Origin of the sequence: Hylemonella gracilis str. Niagara R (assembly GCF_000600295.1) — a bacterium.
GTDB classification, from domain to species: Bacteria; Pseudomonadota; Gammaproteobacteria; order Burkholderiales; family Burkholderiaceae_C; genus Hylemonella; species Hylemonella gracilis_A.
This window is the reverse complement of the sequence record NZ_JEMG01000001.1, coordinates 724168-738888: the sequence shown is the minus strand read 5'-3', so window position 1 is coordinate 738888 and position 14721 is coordinate 724168. Positions and strand designations below refer to the sequence as shown.

Sequence of the window (14721 nt, the reverse complement as noted above, 5' to 3'; positions counted from 1 at the left end):
CTGCTTGGCGAATCAACGGCCGTCGAGGCTTACACCGAGAAGCTCGATCCGCAACCGCAGGTGGTGGTGGCGTTCGGATTCTTGATGACGAACTGCGCGCCTTGCAGATCTTCCTTGTAGTCAATCTCGGCGCCCAGCAGGTATTGGTAGCTCATCGCATCGATCAGCAGGGACACACCGTTCTTGGTCATCGTGGTGTCGTCCTCGTTGGCCACCTCGTCGAAGGTAAAGCCATACTGAAAGCCGGAGCACCCACCGCCTTGCACGAAGACGCGCAGTTTCAGATCCGGATTGCCTTCCTCGGCGATCAGGTCAGCCACCTTGGCCGCCGCGCTGTCGGTGAAGAGTATGGGCGCGGGCATCTCGCTCACGGCTGCGGTTTGGACGGATTCGGCTACGGCGCTCATGGCAAACTCCTTCAAACAGGATGTTCGTTGACTGGGAAGGCGATACTACACCCAACGATGATCACACACTGGGCCCGGAGCACAAACCCGTACCGCCAGTGACGCCTTCACCTGCTCCCCCTTGCGACGCGGGATCAGTTGCCTGAAGCGGCGGCGAGCTTGAGCGCGGGTTTGTCTTCCAGCATGGACGGCGTCGGACGCAGCATGCCCGCGATGATGGCACCTTGGTGCATTTCCAGAGCGGTGTAGAAGACATCGCCTTCGATGCGCGCCTTGGGTTGCAACTCCAGCATCAGGCGCGCGTAGACGGGCCCCTTGATCGTGCCGTTGACGATCACATGGTCCGCATGCACCTCACCAATGATGGACGCAGTTTCGGAAATCACCAGGATGCTGCTGTCTTCCTCGCGGGCGCGCACATCGCCGACGATGGTGCCATCCACGCGCAGGCCGTCGCGAAAACGCACATGACCTTCAACGTGGTTGCCATCCGCGATGAGACTGCGGATGGCCGGGGGTTTTTGCTTGCTGAACATGGGAACAACTTTCTACACAGAACCTCGGAATGCATCGATTGCCGCGCGGGCCGGCGAGCACATCCTTGCAAATTCAGATTACAACTTGACGGACTGCTCCGCGCGCACTGCGTCGCCTTGCATGACCTTGGCGCTGATACTCCTGATCTCGGTGTCAGGTGGCAACTGGAAGGTGCCCTCTGCCCGCGCATACTGACGCAGGCGTATCGGTTGCGCACCCTGCGGCAGGGGCGCCGACCATGGTCGGCCCGACTGCACACCAATGAACAGCACTTCCAACTGTCCACTGAACTCCCGCGCATTCTTCTGCGGCTGGATCACCAGCACCTGCCACTTCACCTGCTGCCCCTGCCCATCCTGCTGCACCACGGCCTGCAGGCCACGGATGGCGAGGGACTCCCCCCCGCCTTCGGTCGGAATGAGGCGCTCAAAGAAGCCCAAATCATCACGCAAGCGCTGATTATCCGCTTCCAACTGCTTGTTGAGTTCAGTCAAGCGTGCCTGCGCGGCTTGCTCTGCCGCCATCAGCATGGAAGCTGTGTTCGCCTTGGCGAGGGCCTCGTCGCGCTCGTCTTTCATGGTGCGGGCTTGGCGTCGCAACTCGGAGAGCTGCTGTTCGAGCTTCTCCACGTAACCCACGCTGCTGCCCTCGATGCCAGCGATGTCGCGGCCAAACTCGAAGGCCCATAGGCCGATTGCCGCGCAAAAGCCCATGGTCACGGCGATGATCACCCAGCGCACAGGCCAGGGCATCGCACTGCGCACGGACATGCGTGGGGCGCTCACCGTCAGACGCCGAAGTAGCAGACGCATTCGCATAGGGGCAAAAGTCTAGCAGCCAGGCAGAGAAAAAGGCCGGCGGATTGAAGCCCGCTCGGCCTTTACATTGCAACATTTTGTCAGGTCAACGACGCGTGCATGAAGAAGCGCGACATCCAGCTTGGAGGTGGCTTGATCCATTGCGATGCAACCTGGCGAAATGCCGATTCCACGTTGCCACACCAACCCCCATATAGGGATGGGGGCATGGGCAGCGCATGAACGCAATCAGCGCTTGCTGAACTGCTTGCGACGACGGGCGGAGTGCAGACCGACCTTCTTACGCTCCACTTCGCGGGCGTCGCGGGTCACGAAACCGGCTTGCGACAGCGCGGGCTTGAGCGACGCGTCGTAGTCGATCAGCGCGCGCGTGATGCCGTGGCGGGTCGCGCCAGCTTGTCCGGACTCGCCGCCGCCATGTACGTTGACCTGGATGTCGAAGGTTTCGGCATGGTTGGTCAGCATCAGCGGTTGCTTGGCGATCATGATGGAGGTTTCACGGCCGAAGTACTCGGCGATGTCCTTGCCATTGACCGTGATCTTGCCGGAGCCCTTCTTCAGGAACACGCGCGCGACGCTGGACTTGCGACGGCCCGTGCCATTGTTCCATTCACCAATCATTTCGGACTCCTTCAGATGGCCAGCGGCTTGGGTTGCTGCGCGCTGTGCGGATGCTCGGCGCCGCCGTAGACCTTGAGCTTCTTGATCATGGCGTAGCCCAGCGGGCCCTTGGGCAGCATGCCCTTGACGGCCTTCTCCAGCGCGCGGCCGGGATGCTTGGCCTGCGAGTCGCGGAAGCTGGTGGCGGTGATGCCGCCCGGGTAACCCGAGTGGCGGTAATAGATCTTGTCGAGCGACTTGTTGCCCGTCACGCGCAGACGGGCTGCGTTGATGACGACAATGAAATCACCGGTATCGACGTGAGGCGTGTAGATGGCCTTGTGTTTGCCGCGCAGACGGAGTGCCACTTCGCTGGCGACACGTCCGAGCACCTTATCGGTGGCGTCAATCACAAACCACTCGTGCTTCACGTCAGCGGGCTTGGCGCTGAACGTAGTCATGAGTTTTCTCTTTCCAGAGGATGGTTTGGCGGGCTCTTTTCCACGGTCGGTGCTCCTCTTGAGGGGGCCTCTTAGGTGGTGATATCAAAGCCAAGGCGACGCACGAATGTCTGCGTGCGCAGATATTGCTGAATCAGGCGTTGCCTTGACCGTCTTCGCCGCGGAGCCACAAAAGCGCTGCGAAGCCTGCCATTATACAAATTCCTTGCCCGCCGGGCAGTTAACATCGGATGGCCATGTTCAGCTACCGCCACGCCTTCCATGCCGGCAACCATGCCGATGTCCTCAAACACAGCACACTGATCGCGATCACGCGGCATCTCACGCAAAAAGACACGGCACTCACCGTCATCGACACCCATGCCGGCGCGGGCCTGTACCGACTGGACGGCGACTACGCCCAGACCAGCGGTGAGGCCGCCTTTGGGATTGCCAAGCTCATGGATGTTGGCGCCCACTCTCTGCCTGAACTTTTGCAGGACTACCTGTCCTTGATTGTCGCGTTCAACCCGGGTGCCGCCTACGCCCAATCCTCCACGCCCAAGGTCTACCCGGGTTCGCCCTTCATCCTCCATCGCCTGCTGCGTGAACAGGACCGGCTCAAGCTCTTTGAACTGCACCCCACGGACGGCAAGGCCCTGGCGGCCAACATCGCTCAATTGGACGCGGACCGGCAGATCGCCGTGCTGCGGGAAGACGGTTTCGGTTGCGTCCCCAAGTTCCTGCCCCCGCCCTCGCGGCGTGCCCTGCTGCTGTGCGACCCAAGCTACGAAATCAAGACCGACTATGCGCGCGTCGCCGGTCTGCTCGCTGAGGCGCTGAAACGCTTCGCCACGGGTTGTTATGCGATCTGGCACCCCATCATCCCGCGCCCCGAGGCGCATGAACTGCCCCGCCGCCTGCGTACCCTGAGCAACCAGGCCGGCAAACCCTGGCTCCATGCAACGCTCACCGTCAAGTCCGGGAAGGACGCCACGGGTCTTCCCGCGAGCGGCATGTTCATCGTCAACCCGCCCCACACCCTGCAAGCGGCCCTGAAAGCGACCTTGCCACAGCTGGTCGAGCTGTTGGGGCAGGACCGTAACGCGGCCTACACCCTGGAAAGCACATCGCACTGAGCGCGCGCCGAAGCTTGTTCAAGGCCCCATCCGCTCGAGCCAGGCGTGATGCGCGGGCTCAGACCAGACCCAGCCGCCGGCAGATCTCCAGCGTGGCCGCGCTCTGATTCATGCTGTAAAAGTGCAGGGCTGGCGCGCCGCCGGCGCGCAGTTGCTCGCAAAGTTCCGTCACCACGTCCAGGCCGAAGGCCTTGATGCTGGCCGTGTCATCGCCATAGCCTTGCAGGCGCAGACGGACCCAGCGCGGAATCTCCGCACCGCAGGCGTCGGAAAAGCGCATGAGCTGGGCGGAACTGGTGATGGGCATGATGCCCGGCACGATGGGCACGGTCACACCCAGCGCGTCGGCGTCCTCCACAAAGCGGAAGTAGGCGTCGGCGTTGTAGAAGTACTGGGTGATGGCCGAATCCGCACCCGCCTTGACCTTGGCCGCGAAGGCCTGCAGGTCGGCCTCGGGCGAGCGGGCCTGCGGATGCACTTCGGGATAGGCCGCGACTTCGACATGGAAATGGTCACCCGTCTCGGCGCGGATGAAGGCCACCAGGTCACTGGCGTAGTGGAACTCGCCACCGGCGCCATATCCACTGGGCAGATCACCACGCAGTGTGACCAAACGCTTGACACCCATGCCCTTCAACGCGGCCAGGTTCTCGCGCATGGTGGCCTGGGTGGCACCGATGCAGGAGATGTGCGAGGCCGCGTCCCGACCCTCGGCCATGATTTCCTTCACGGCGGCAAAGGTGCCTTCCTGCGTGGAGCCGCCCGCGCCGTAAGTGACCGAGCAAAATTCGGGCTGCAAGGCATACAGCTGCTGGCGCACGGCGCGCAACTTCTCGACGCCCTCGGGCGTCTTGGGCGGAAAAAACTCGATGCTCAGAGGCAAGGATTGCGGTTTTGTTTGTTCGCTCATGCGAGCCTCACGGTGATTTGATCGCGTGGATGAAAAATTCGCGGTTGCCGTCGCCCCCGGAGATCGTTGAGTCAAACCAGTCGCGCACCTGCAGCCCCAGTGCTTCGCAGGCTGCGCGCAGGCGTTGCTCCACCAGCGGGTACATGGCGGCATCGCGCACGATGCCGCCCTTGCCGACCTGACCGGGCTGCAGCTCGAACTGCGGCTTGACCAGCGTCAGAAGCACACCACCCGCCTTTAGCCAAGGCACGACGGCCGGCAACACCAGGGTCTGCGAGATGAAGGACAGGTCACCCACCAGCAGGTCGAAACCGTCCGCCGGCGCAACGCCGTCCAGGGCAGCGGCCACGGCGGCGGCATCGCGGGCATTCAAGCTTTCGATGCAGACCACCCGCGCGTCCTCGCGCAAGCTTGGATGCAACTGCGCCTGGCCCACGTCCAACCCCACCACTTGCGCCGCGCCCGCTTGCAGCAGGCAGTCGCTGAAGCCACCGGTGGACTGGCCCAGGTCAAGGCAAGTCCATCCTGCAAGCTTCAGGTCGATGTGCTTCAGCGCGCCTTCGAGCTTGAGCCCGCCGCGCGAGACGTAGCGGGCCTCCGCATCGTCCAGCAGACGCAGCTCCGCGTTGTGGGGCACCTCGTCCCCATTCTTCGCGACGCGCCGCCATTCCTCGCCCTGGCGCCACTCCACGCCCCCCGCGATCAGGCGCTGGGCCTGAGAGCGGGTGCTGGCAAGTTGACGCTGGACCAGGAGCTGGTCGATGCGCATCAATAGCGGTAGGTGTCGGGCTTGTACGGACCCTGCTTCGGCACGCCGATGTAGGCGGCCTGCTCGTCCGTCAGCTCGGTCAGCATCGCGCCGACCTTCTTCAGGTGCAGGCGTGCCACCTTCTCGTCCAGGTGCTTGGGCAGCACATAGACCTGGCCCGGCGTGTACTTCTGCGGCTGGGTATAGAGCTCGATCTGCGCGATGGTCTGGTTGGCGAAAGAGCTGGACATCACGAAGCTGGGATGGCCCGTGCCGCAGCCCAGGTTCACCAGGCGGCCCTTGGCCAGCATGATGATGCGCTTGCCGTCCGGGAAGATCACATGGTCGACCTGGGGCTTGATTTCCTCCCACTTGTACTTCTCGATCGAGGCGATGTCGATCTCGTTGTCGAAGTGGCCGATGTTGCAGACGATGGCCTGGTCCTTCATCTTGACCATGTGGTCGTGCGTGATGATGGACTTGTTGCCCGTGGTCGTCACGAAGATGTCGGCCTTGTCGGCGGCGTACTCCATGGTCACGACCTTGTAGCCTTCCATCGCCGCCTGCAGGGCGTTGATGGGGTCGATCTCGGTCACCCACACTTGGGCGGAGAGCGCGCGCAGGGCCTGGGCCGAGCCCTTGCCCACGTCACCGTACCCGGCCACCACGGCCACCTTGCCGGCGATCATCACGTCTGTGGCGCGCTTGATGCCATCCACCAGCGATTCACGGCAGCCGTAAAGGTTATCGAACTTGCTCTTGGTCACCGAGTCGTTCACGTTGATGGCGCGGAAGGGCAGCGTGCCCTTGGCACTCATTTCCTTCAGGCGGTGCACGCCGGTGGTCGTCTCTTCGGTCACGCCGATGATCTGGCTGGCCTTGCGGGTGTACCAGGTCGGGTCCACGGCCAACTTCGCCTTGATGGAGGCAAACAGGCAGGTTTCTTCTTCGCTGGTGGGCTTGCTGATGACCGACGGATCCTTCTCGGCCTTCTGACCCAGGATCATCAGCAGCGTGGCATCGCCGCCATCGTCGAGGATCATGTTCGGGCCTTCGTCCGGACTGCCCTTGGGGCCAAACTCGAAGATGCGGTGGGTGAAGTCCCAATACTCGGCCAGGGTTTCGCCCTTGTGCGCGAACACCGGCGTGCCCTTTTCCACCAGCGCGGCGGCGGCGTGGTCCTGCGTGGAGAAGATGTTGCACGAGGCCCAGCGCACGCTGGCACCCAGCGCCTGCAGCGTTTCCACCAGCACGGCGGTCTGGATGGTCATGTGGATGCTGCCCGTGATGCGCGCACCCTTGAGCGGCTGGCTCTTGGTGAACTCTTCACGGATGGCCATCAGGCCAGGCATCTCGGTTTCGGCGATCTTGATTTCCTTGCGCCCCCAGGCGGCAAGGGACAGGTCACGGATGGCGTGATCGTGGGCGGGTTTGACGACGGCATTCATGGTGAACTCCAAAGCTGTAGCGGTTGAACACCACCGGAGTTGCCGCGCGCGTGGAAGACCTCACCTCACGACGACCGGTGGGTGAGCGCAGTTGGAAGGCAGGGCCTGCCGCCCTGGGGTTCGAGCCTCACCGCTGGGCCTGCCAGGCAGGCGCAAGGGCTGCAACGCTCCTCGAACGGTTGAGATTGTAGCGCGCTGGCGTATGAACACCACCCGGTTCACAGCGCGGCTGGACGGTGCATCGGCTGCGCTTTCCAGCCACAAACGGCGGGTGGGTGCTAGCTGGCCTGCATCTCAAAGGCATTCAGGGTCATGGCCACGAATGCGTAGTACCCCACGATGCCGACCAGCTCAACAAGACCACGCTCACCCAGCTGTCTCAACCCCTGCGCGTACAGCTCAGGCGATATACGATTCTTGCGCAGGAGTTCCTCGGCCAAGGCGTGGATCAGCTGCTGGCGTGGGGTGCTCAGGGCGGGCTGGTCGCCTTGGCGAATGAGGGCGATGTCGTCGGCGGAGATACCCACGCTGGCCGCTATGGGTTCATGGATTTGCTGCTCAGCCAGGCAATCGAAGTGCGCGGCGACGGTGAGGATCAGTAGTTCCGACTCGACCCGCTCGAACTGGGTCTGGTAACGACAGAAGGCGCCCAATTTCTCGGCGCGCGTGGCCAGGGAGGGGCTGTGCATCCAGGCCAGAAAGGGGCCGTCGAGACTGCCGCGCGTGGCGAGGATCGACTCGTAGACAGCCCGTTGCGCACCATCGAACGAGTCTGGCGCGGGCAGGGGAAGGCGGGATTTCATGGGAAGAATATTCGACGGGTCTAAGCGCAAGCGCTGCCTTGCGCCGTCACCAACCTCGTCCCTGGATGAGAACGAGGCCAGCAACGCGCAAGCAAGCTCCCTCAGGAAGTCAAGGCGGTGAAATTGAAGGATTTGACGATGGTTTTCCAAAGCGTCAGATCGGCCTTGAGGCGCTTGTCGAGCTCGTCTGGCGTGGACCAGCGCAATTCGAGCCCTCGTTCGTCCATGGCCCTGACGAGGGCAGGGTCACTCAGCGCCGTCTTCAAGGCCTTGCTCAGGAGCTGAACCTTGGCCGCGGGGGTATTAGTCACGACGAAAAAACCGAACCAATCGTTGATCACGATGCCACGGTAGCCCTGCTCGACGAAGGTCGCCACCTCCGGCGTGAAGCGGCTGCGCTGGGCGCCGGTGGTGGCCAGCACGCGGCACTTGCCGCTGCCCATGTGGGGAATGAAGTCACCCAGCGGCGCGCAGACCGCCGCGATCTGCCCCCCGATCATGTCGCTGATGGCCGGGGTGGTGCCGCGGAACGGCACATGCGTGAGCTCGACGCCCGCGGCGCGCGCCGCCATGCTCCCAACAAAATGAGGCGTCGACCCCGCCGCGGGCGAGCCGAAGTTCGCGACCACGGGGTTGGCCTTGCACCATGCAAAGAACTCGGGCATGGTCTTCACGCTGGCGGGGACCATGGGCCCCACCGCGAAAGCCAGATCGAACACGGCGGCCATGGACACGGGGATGAAATCCGCCTGCGGGTCGTATGGCAGTCGGGTGTAGGTGTGCGGATAGATGCCCATCATGGGCATGGGCGTGAGCAGGATGGTGTTGCCATCCGCCGGCGCCGTCTTGACCGCGCTGACCGCGATCTGGCTGGCGGCGCCGACCCGGTTCTCGACGATCACGCTGCGCGCGTAGGCTGGCGCGATGCTTTCCGCGACGCGTCGCGCCAGCAGATCCACCAGCGTTCCTGGTGGCGGGCCGATGACGATCTTGGCCAACTCGGCTGGGTTCCCGACGCTCTGGGCCGAAACCAGAGGCCAGCTGCCGGCGGCCAGCGTGCCTACCGCCAACTGAAGCAGCCGACGGCGTTGATGAATCTGGGTCTTGTCCATGGTTGTCTCCTAGGGTTTCAGGGTGAAGCTCAATGCGCGACGACCGTCTGGAGAAAGGTGCCGACGGTTTCGGTGAACAGCACGGGCGCCTGGACGTTGCCCAGATGGGCGACGCCGGGCAGCACGACCAGGCGCGCGTTCGGCATCTGCGCGGCGAGGCGCGCGCCGGCGTCGGGCGGGGCCGCCGCGTCCAGTTCCCCGGCGATCACCAGCGTGGGCGCACCGACGACGTGCAATCGATCCAGGTGGTCCAGCCCCTGGATCGCCCGGATGGCGCTGATGTAGCCTTCGGCGGAGGTGCTGGTGATCTGCCCGGCGATCCATCGCAGCGTCCAGGGCGAGGTTTGAGCGAACGTGGGCGGAAACCAGCGCTCCAGAATGGAGGGGACCTGGGCGGGAAGCCCCTGCGCCGCAGCTTGCGCGCAACGTTGGGCCCAGATCGCGCGCAATGGCTCGGGCGTCCGCGCGCTGGTGTGGGCCAGCACCAGCGCCAGACAGCGCTCGGGGTAGGCCAGGGCGTAGGCCTGGGCCACCATGCCGCCCAGTGACAGGCCCACCAGCGCGGCGCGCTGGACACCCAAGTCGTCGAGCACCAGGGCCACCTGGCGCGCATGGTCCGCCAGGGTCAAGACGCCCTCGATCCGTGGACTGCGCCCGTGCCCGGGCAGGTCAATGGTGATCACGCGCATGCGCGTGGCCCAGACAGGGATCTGCGCGCGCCAGAGCTCACCGTGGGTGGCCAGCGCATGCAGCAGAACCAGGGCGGGTGCATGCTCCGGTCCGCTGACTTGGTGGTGCAACGATGCCTGGCTCATGCTCGCGCTCCGACGTCCCAGCGTCCCAGTCCGATGCCGGTGTACCAGTTGGGAATGGGCTTGTAGTAGAGCGGTTCGAACTGGCCACCCAGCGCCACGCCGTGCGCCATCAACCAGGTGCGCACTTCCTCCGCGCCGTTGCCCGCCTCGTTCACATGATGGGTTGCGTAAGCCAGCAGCGCGTCGTCATCGTTCGCCGCCAGGAGGCGCAGAAACTCGCGGTCGAAGCGCTCGTTGACCAGGCCCATGCGAGGTGTGGCGATGTCGTGGCTCAGGCCCCCGGTCGCAAGCACCGAGACGCGTCGGCAACCCGGGTAGGCACGCAGGGCGCGCCCGAGAAAACGCCCCCATTGCAACGCCCGCCGCATCGAAGGCAGCGGGGGCTGCACGCAGTTGATCATCACCGGCACGACGTTCACGTGCTGCGCCAAACCCGCCAGATGCAAGGGCGCCAGGGTCGCGTGGTCGAGGATCAATTCCATCGAAAACGCCGGATCAAAGTCCTGGTCCAGGGCCTGACGGACCAAGTAACTGCCCAGCTCTGCATCACCGTTCAGCGTGCGCCGGTCCAGCTTGAGCCAGTGCTCCACCGGCGTCTCGTAGACATTGGCCGCGCCGATGCAGACGGCTGGCAGGTTATCGAGAAAGAAGTTGTGCATGTGGTCGTCGGAGATGACGACCACCACCTCCGGATCGGCCTGCAAGATGCTCTCCCCCAACTCGCGGAAGGTTGCGAAGATCCGTTCACGATCCTCGTCCGCGATGGCGTCCGGAAAATTGATCATCACCGGCGTGTGGCTGGTGGCGTGGATGGAAACAATCTCAGCCATGGGAGGGATGCTCCTTCGTGGGGACGGCGGCGCGCAGGGACTGCACGAAGGTGGCTTCTGGAATGCGCAGGCCCAGGCAGTGGGCCCTGAGCAGCAGGGGGTTGACCCCGGCGTGGTACATCGCGCCAATGTCGTTGTCGCGGATGGCCGCCTTGCGCTCCGGGGGCAAGGGGATGTCGGCCATGTAGGCATCCGGATCGGCGAGGTAGCGCTGCAGGTCACTGCTGACATGGTGGATGTCGTAGAGCACCCGGTTCATCCAGTAGGCCTCGGGCGTGGGCATGGGCTGACGCCAGTTGCTGCTGCTCATGCCGGACTCCTGGATTGCAGCTGACGGGCCAGCCAGTCGACGATGGTGGGCAAGGTCTGCGGGGTCAAGCCCATGTGCCCACCCGGGAACATGCGGACCGATTTGGGCCAACCGTGATCGAGCAGCAGCTCGATGTCCGCCACCGGACATTGCTTGTCCTCCTTGCCGTTGACCAGCAGCAAGGGAGCACAGGGGCGGTCCAGCAGGCCCTGGTCCAGCAAGGAGAGACGTCCAAAAGCCTGGACATACTCCTCGTCGTTGCGGGCGCCCAGCATGAGACTGCGCGTCTCCACCAGTTCCATCAGATAGCTGTCCGGATACCGGGACGCCTGGACCCATTCGGGCTGGAACATGTGGTGCACACCGCCGCCCCAGTTCACCGCAGCCGTCAGACGCTCGGGCAGAAGATGGGCCAGCTTGGTGGCCCAGTACCCCCCGAAGGAGCGCCCCAGGCAGGCGGGACGTGCGCCATCCAGCGTGTCCTGGGTCGCCAGCCAGTCGAGCACGGTGATGAACTGGCGTTCGGCGTCAGGCACGCCGCGCACCGGGGATTCACCTGTTCCGGCGTTGTCCATGGCCACGGTGGCGATGCCTTGCTCGAGCAGCGCGTCGCAGGCCGCCGTCATCTGCTCCTTGCAAGCGTCCACCCCGCCCCACATCAGTACCACCTTGGGGCGCTCTATCCCTAGCGGTCGCCTCAGCAGGACCACCACGCTGGCGCCTTCTCCCGCCTTGCCCTCGAACGGAATCTCGATGCGCTCAATCGGCTCGCGCCAGTAGCGGCTGGCGGCGATATAGGTTTCACGCTCGGCGACAGCGCAGCGTGCCTTGGCCGGATGGTTGGGGCAGGGAAACCGCCCCATGAAAAACAGTCCGCTGGCCTTCTGAAACAGAGCTGCGGCGGCTTGCCGATCACCCTGGGCTTGCGCTTGGAGGGCCGCCGCGCGAGCCTGTACACCGAGCCCATGCCAATAGTCGCCCCAGCTCTGCCCGTCCAGCCCCGGCACGCCCTCGATGTAGACCGGGCCGTCCTGCAGGCTCAGCGCGTTCATTGGATGAAAGCGGGCCTTCAGGCGCTGATGCATCCATTGCTTGGACTCGGCAAGGGTCTTGGGGCGGTGGGCTGCGCTGGCAACCGGATCGGCGAGGCTCAAGTTGTCGTCTCCGTTGGATGGGAAGCGGGATCACGTGGGGTCATCACGAGCAAAGGCGAACGCCCTGCCCGCGCCTGCGCCCTCAAGGGGTATAGGGTTCACGCATGGTAGGGAAAGGCTGCGACACACGCTGTGCTGGTTGTGTAGCGGAACTTGACTGCGCTTGCGAGGCCCGATCGACCCCGCATGCACATGCGCCAGCCTGTGTCACCGCTCGCGGCGTGACGCCGCCCCACGCATTTGCCCAGGTTTGCGGCCGGTGTTGCCTGGGGAAGCGCCGGGCACCTTCCTCCGTTGACGCGGCAACTCGCCTCTGGGCGTAATCGCAGCCGAACCGGAATCCCGGCTCCGACTTTTCGCCCGCAATCCGTATCCCCAGGAAACAACATGGCCTCGCACAAACCCCTCCAAGCCCTGATCGTCGGTGGAGGCATCGGCGGCATGTCCGCCGCCATCCAGCTCAGCGCCATCGGGCACGAGGTGGACCTGATCGACCTGGACCCTCATTGGCGCGTCTACGGCGCGGGCATCTCCATCACCGGCCCGACCTTGCGTGCCTTCAAGAGCCTCGGCATCCTCGATCAGGTCCGGGCCCTGGCCTTCACGGGTGACGGCATCCAGGTGTGCGACGCGCAGGGCCGCCCCCTGCACATCGTGCCCACGCCCATCGTCACCGACGAGGACATCCCCGGCAGCGGCGGCATCATGCGCCCGCTGCTGCACCGCATCCTCTCCGAGAAGACACGGGCCGCCGGCGCCAAGGTCGGCCTGGGCCTGACGGTGGACCAACTGGAGTCCGACGCCGAAGGCGTGAACGTGCTGTTCTCCGACGGGCGGCGCGCGCGTTACGACCTGGTGATCGGCGCGGACGGCGTCTACTCCCGGGTACGCGGTCTGCTCTTTCCCGCCGCACCTGGGCCCGTGTACACGGGTCAATGCGTCTGGCGCGTGACGGTGCCCCGTCCTCCCGAGGTGACACGGCGCATGTTCTTTCTGGGTGGCCCGCTCAAGGTCGGGCTGACCCCGGTCTCAGGCGATCGGATGTACATGTTCGCGCTGGAAACCGGCCCCAAGCGACCCGTGATGCGGGATGCGGAATTGCTGTCGGAGTTGCGGCGGCTGTTGAAGGACTACGGTGGCATCGTGGGGGATGTGCGGGACGGATTGAGCGAAGGTGCCGGCATTGTCTTGCGCCCCCTGGAGGGTTTTCTCCTGCCGCGCCCCTGGGAACTGGGACGGGTGATCCTGATTGGGGACGCGGCGCATCCCACCACGCCCCAGCTGGCGTCCGGAGCGGGCCTGGCCGTGGAAGACGCCCTGGTGCTGGGCGAGGAACTGGGCAAACACGCCACGGTGGAGCAGGCCTACGCCGGGTTCATGGCGCGGCGCTATGAGCGCTGCCGCCTGGTGGTCGAAAACTCGCTGGAAATCGGCCGCCGTGAACAGACCCGCGCACCGATCGAGCAGCAGGCCGAACTGGTGGAACAATCACTGCGCGTGCTGGCCGCCCCGATTTGAAGCCGGCCAGCGCGGCACCGTCTCAGTGGGCGACTTGGCGCTGGTTGCGAAATTCGCGCGGACCGATACCGTAGGCCGCCTTGAAGGCCCGGCTGAAATGAGAGACATTGCTGAAACCCCAGGTGTAGGCGATTTCACTGATGGATCGGGCACTCAGCGTCGGCTCTTCCAGATCCCGGCGGCACAGCTGCAAGCGCTGCTTCCAGACCCACTTCATCAAGGTTTCGCCATCCTTCTCGGCGAACAGATCGTAGACGTGTCGCGCGGACAGTTGCACGCCGCGGGCGATGGCGTTGGCGTCGAGCTGACTGTCCCAGAGGTTGTCGCGCACATAGCGCAGGATGCGATGGCGATGCAGTTCCCTCAGGCGCGTGGGCGCATCTTCGGGCTCGCTTTCGAGCGAGCGTAGCGCCGGCGCCAGGAGATGCGGAAGGGCCTCGGCGATGTCGTCGGCGGTCTCCTCGGTCATCGACGGCGCCAACGACACGAGCTGGTCCAGCATCAGGGTGAACAAGTTCGCGAGCTTGCAGTCGGGATGGATCGCGCGCGCGGTCAAGGCCTCCCACTGCGGTAGCACCCGACGCAAGGCGTGGGGTTTGATGTAGACCGATTGCACATGGCACTCGGTGGTGTGGATGTGGAAAGGCTTCGAGGGATCAATCACAAAGAAGTCACCCGCCTCGATCTGGCTTTCGCGCCCACCTTGCGCAACGATGGCGCTGCCTTGCTTGTGACAAGCGACCAGCAAGCGCGAGTCATCCAACGGAGCGGCATGTGGGGAAGCAGTGGAATGAGGCGAAAAGCGCAAGGATGCGAAGCGCAGATTGCGCCCGTGGTACCCCTGCACCTCCGCCTTCAGCGGCCTTTCCGGCGGACTGCTGACGGCCAGGTTGATGGCAAAAATGGAGCGCATTTCCCGCTGGAACTGTTGGGCGCGCATGGGGCCAGGCGTCGCGTCCACCGAAAAGTGACGTGTCGAAGCTGGGCCGGGGGTGAGCGAGGGCATGTTGTCTCCTAGCGAGAGGAAATACTTTTTGTTTTCCCCATTGTGCCCTGCCGCCGCCGTGGCGTTAACAGGGTCGGCCGACAGTGACGACCAGATAAAATCCCGCCCTTCCAGCAGGCCGCTTCG

The 14721-nt window shown here is 64.4% G+C and carries 17 protein-coding genes and 1 riboswitch; of the genes, 2 read left to right on the top strand and 15 right to left on the bottom strand.

The annotated features are described in order from the left end of the window. Positions 1 to 29: 29 nt before the first annotated feature. The 5 genes from erpA to rplM all read right to left on the bottom strand — a co-directional run bounded on the left by erpA (position 30) and on the right by rplM (position 2823). Positions 30 to 407 carry an iron-sulfur cluster insertion protein ErpA gene (gene erpA, locus AZ34_RS03370; protein WP_035604785.1) on the bottom strand — a complete coding sequence of 126 codons (378 nt, stop codon included), beginning with the start codon at positions 405 to 407 and terminating at the stop codon, positions 30 to 32. Positions 408 to 541: 134 nt separating this feature from the next. Next, positions 542 to 943, bottom strand: a complete 402-nt coding sequence (locus tag AZ34_RS03365) for a bactofilin family protein (protein WP_035604782.1) — start codon at positions 941 to 943, stop codon at positions 542 to 544. A 78-nt stretch (positions 944 to 1021) separates the two neighbouring features. Further along, a complete protein-coding gene (locus tag AZ34_RS03360; protein ID WP_081767292.1) occupies positions 1022 to 1714 on the bottom strand; it encodes a DUF6776 family protein in 693 nt (230 codons plus the stop codon). 276 nt (positions 1715 to 1990) lie between these two features. Next, entirely contained in the window at positions 1991 to 2383 is a 393-nt protein-coding gene (gene rpsI / locus AZ34_RS03355) for a 30S ribosomal protein S9 (RefSeq protein WP_035604776.1), read from the bottom strand. An 11-nt stretch (positions 2384 to 2394) separates the two neighbouring features. After that, the gene (gene rplM, locus AZ34_RS03350; protein WP_035604773.1) at positions 2395 to 2823 is read right to left on the bottom strand and encodes a 50S ribosomal protein L13; all 429 of its coding nucleotides are present in this window, start codon (positions 2821 to 2823) and stop codon (positions 2395 to 2397) included. Between the two features lie 236 nt (positions 2824 to 3059). Here rplM and AZ34_RS03345 point away from each other — a divergent pair, with 236 nt between their 5' ends. After that, positions 3060 to 3941 (top strand): 23S rRNA (adenine(2030)-N(6))-methyltransferase RlmJ, encoded by an 882-nt coding sequence (locus AZ34_RS03345; protein WP_035610761.1) that lies wholly within the window; start codon positions 3060 to 3062, stop codon positions 3939 to 3941. Positions 3942 to 3999: 58 nt separating this feature from the next. Here AZ34_RS03345 and metF read toward each other — a convergent pair whose 3' ends face one another. From metF to AZ34_RS03300, 9 genes are all read right to left on the bottom strand, one after another. Continuing rightward, positions 4000 to 4851: a methylenetetrahydrofolate reductase [NAD(P)H] gene (gene metF, locus AZ34_RS03340; protein ID WP_035604770.1), complete on the bottom strand. Its 852-nt coding sequence runs from the start codon at positions 4849 to 4851 to the stop codon at positions 4000 to 4002. A gap of 7 nt (positions 4852 to 4858) precedes the next feature. Further along, complete coding sequence (locus AZ34_RS03335; RefSeq protein WP_035604768.1) at positions 4859 to 5620, bottom strand: TlyA family RNA methyltransferase; 762 nt, start codon at positions 5618 to 5620, stop codon at positions 4859 to 4861. Further along, the gene (gene ahcY, locus AZ34_RS03330; protein WP_035604765.1) at positions 5620 to 7047 is read right to left on the bottom strand and encodes an adenosylhomocysteinase; all 1428 of its coding nucleotides are present in this window, start codon (positions 7045 to 7047) and stop codon (positions 5620 to 5622) included. The genes AZ34_RS03335 and ahcY overlap by 1 nt, the downstream gene beginning before the upstream one ends. Positions 7048 to 7123: 76 nt before the next feature. Next, positions 7124 to 7226: riboswitch (S-adenosyl-L-homocysteine riboswitch) on the bottom strand. 99 nt (positions 7227 to 7325) lie between these two features. Next, positions 7326 to 7850 (bottom strand): carboxymuconolactone decarboxylase family protein, encoded by a 525-nt coding sequence (locus AZ34_RS03325; RefSeq protein WP_035604760.1) that lies wholly within the window; start codon positions 7848 to 7850, stop codon positions 7326 to 7328. Positions 7851 to 7951: 101 nt separating this feature from the next. Further along, positions 7952 to 8962, bottom strand: coding sequence for a Bug family tripartite tricarboxylate transporter substrate binding protein (locus AZ34_RS03320; RefSeq protein WP_035604758.1), 1011 nt, complete (start codon positions 8960 to 8962; stop codon positions 7952 to 7954). Between the two features lie 29 nt (positions 8963 to 8991). Continuing rightward, on the bottom strand, positions 8992 to 9777 hold the full coding sequence (locus AZ34_RS03315) for an alpha/beta fold hydrolase (protein ID WP_051509495.1): 786 nt from the start codon (positions 9775 to 9777) through the stop codon (positions 8992 to 8994). Next, positions 9774 to 10607 (bottom strand): 2,3-dihydroxyphenylpropionate 1,2-dioxygenase, encoded by an 834-nt coding sequence (locus AZ34_RS03310; RefSeq protein WP_035604756.1) that lies wholly within the window; start codon positions 10605 to 10607, stop codon positions 9774 to 9776. The genes AZ34_RS03315 and AZ34_RS03310 overlap by 4 nt, the downstream gene beginning before the upstream one ends. Beyond that, positions 10600 to 10917, bottom strand: coding sequence for a subunit of meta cleavage enzyme (locus tag AZ34_RS03305; protein WP_035604753.1), 318 nt, complete (start codon positions 10915 to 10917; stop codon positions 10600 to 10602). The genes AZ34_RS03310 and AZ34_RS03305 overlap by 8 nt, the downstream gene beginning before the upstream one ends. Beyond that, entirely contained in the window at positions 10914 to 12071 is a 1158-nt protein-coding gene (locus tag AZ34_RS03300) for an alpha/beta hydrolase family protein (RefSeq protein ID WP_051509494.1), read from the bottom strand. Before AZ34_RS03300 ends, AZ34_RS03305 begins: the two co-directional genes overlap by 4 nt. A gap of 387 nt (positions 12072 to 12458) precedes the next feature. On the opposite strand from AZ34_RS03300, the gene AZ34_RS03295 reads away from it, so the two are divergent. Next, positions 12459 to 13589 carry an FAD-dependent oxidoreductase gene (locus tag AZ34_RS03295; protein WP_035604752.1) on the top strand — a complete coding sequence of 377 codons (1131 nt, stop codon included), beginning with the start codon at positions 12459 to 12461 and terminating at the stop codon, positions 13587 to 13589. Positions 13590 to 13611: 22 nt separating this feature from the next. On the opposite strand, the gene AZ34_RS03290 is transcribed toward AZ34_RS03295, so the two are convergent. Beyond that, the gene (locus tag AZ34_RS03290) at positions 13612 to 14502 is read right to left on the bottom strand and encodes a helix-turn-helix domain-containing protein (RefSeq protein ID WP_231495566.1); all 891 of its coding nucleotides are present in this window, start codon (positions 14500 to 14502) and stop codon (positions 13612 to 13614) included. Positions 14503 to 14721 lie beyond the last annotated feature (219 nt).

Coding starts and splice junctions, on each gene's coding strand:
- AZ34_RS03345 (WP_035610761.1), top strand. CDS start 3,060: ATGTTCAGCTACCGCCACGCCTTCCATGCCGGCAACCATGCCGATGTC.
- AZ34_RS03320 (WP_035604758.1), bottom strand. CDS start 8,962: ATGGACAAGACCCAGATTCATCAACGCCGTCGGCTGCTTCAGTTGGCG.
- AZ34_RS03290 (WP_231495566.1), bottom strand. CDS start 14,502: ATGCGCTCCATTTTTGCCATCAACCTGGCCGTCAGCAGTCCGCCGGAA.
- erpA (WP_035604785.1), bottom strand. CDS start 407: ATGAGCGCCGTAGCCGAATCCGTCCAAACCGCAGCCGTGAGCGAGATG.
- AZ34_RS03365 (WP_035604782.1), bottom strand. CDS start 943: ATGTTCAGCAAGCAAAAACCCCCGGCCATCCGCAGTCTCATCGCGGAT.
- AZ34_RS03305 (WP_035604753.1), bottom strand. CDS start 10,917: ATGAGCAGCAGCAACTGGCGTCAGCCCATGCCCACGCCCGAGGCCTAC.
- AZ34_RS03315 (WP_051509495.1), bottom strand. CDS start 9,777: ATGAGCCAGGCATCGTTGCACCACCAAGTCAGCGGACCGGAGCATGCA.
- AZ34_RS03295 (WP_035604752.1), top strand. CDS start 12,459: ATGGCCTCGCACAAACCCCTCCAAGCCCTGATCGTCGGTGGAGGCATC.
- AZ34_RS03310 (WP_035604756.1), bottom strand. CDS start 10,607: ATGGCTGAGATTGTTTCCATCCACGCCACCAGCCACACGCCGGTGATG.
- AZ34_RS03360 (WP_081767292.1), bottom strand. CDS start 1,714: ATGTCCGTGCGCAGTGCGATGCCCTGGCCTGTGCGCTGGGTGATCATC.
- rpsI (WP_035604776.1), bottom strand. CDS start 2,383: ATGATTGGTGAATGGAACAATGGCACGGGCCGTCGCAAGTCCAGCGTC.
- rplM (WP_035604773.1), bottom strand. CDS start 2,823: ATGACTACGTTCAGCGCCAAGCCCGCTGACGTGAAGCACGAGTGGTTT.
- ahcY (WP_035604765.1), bottom strand. CDS start 7,047: ATGAATGCCGTCGTCAAACCCGCCCACGATCACGCCATCCGTGACCTG.
- metF (WP_035604770.1), bottom strand. CDS start 4,851: ATGAGCGAACAAACAAAACCGCAATCCTTGCCTCTGAGCATCGAGTTT.
- AZ34_RS03335 (WP_035604768.1), bottom strand. CDS start 5,620: ATGCGCATCGACCAGCTCCTGGTCCAGCGTCAACTTGCCAGCACCCGC.
- AZ34_RS03325 (WP_035604760.1), bottom strand. CDS start 7,850: ATGAAATCCCGCCTTCCCCTGCCCGCGCCAGACTCGTTCGATGGTGCG.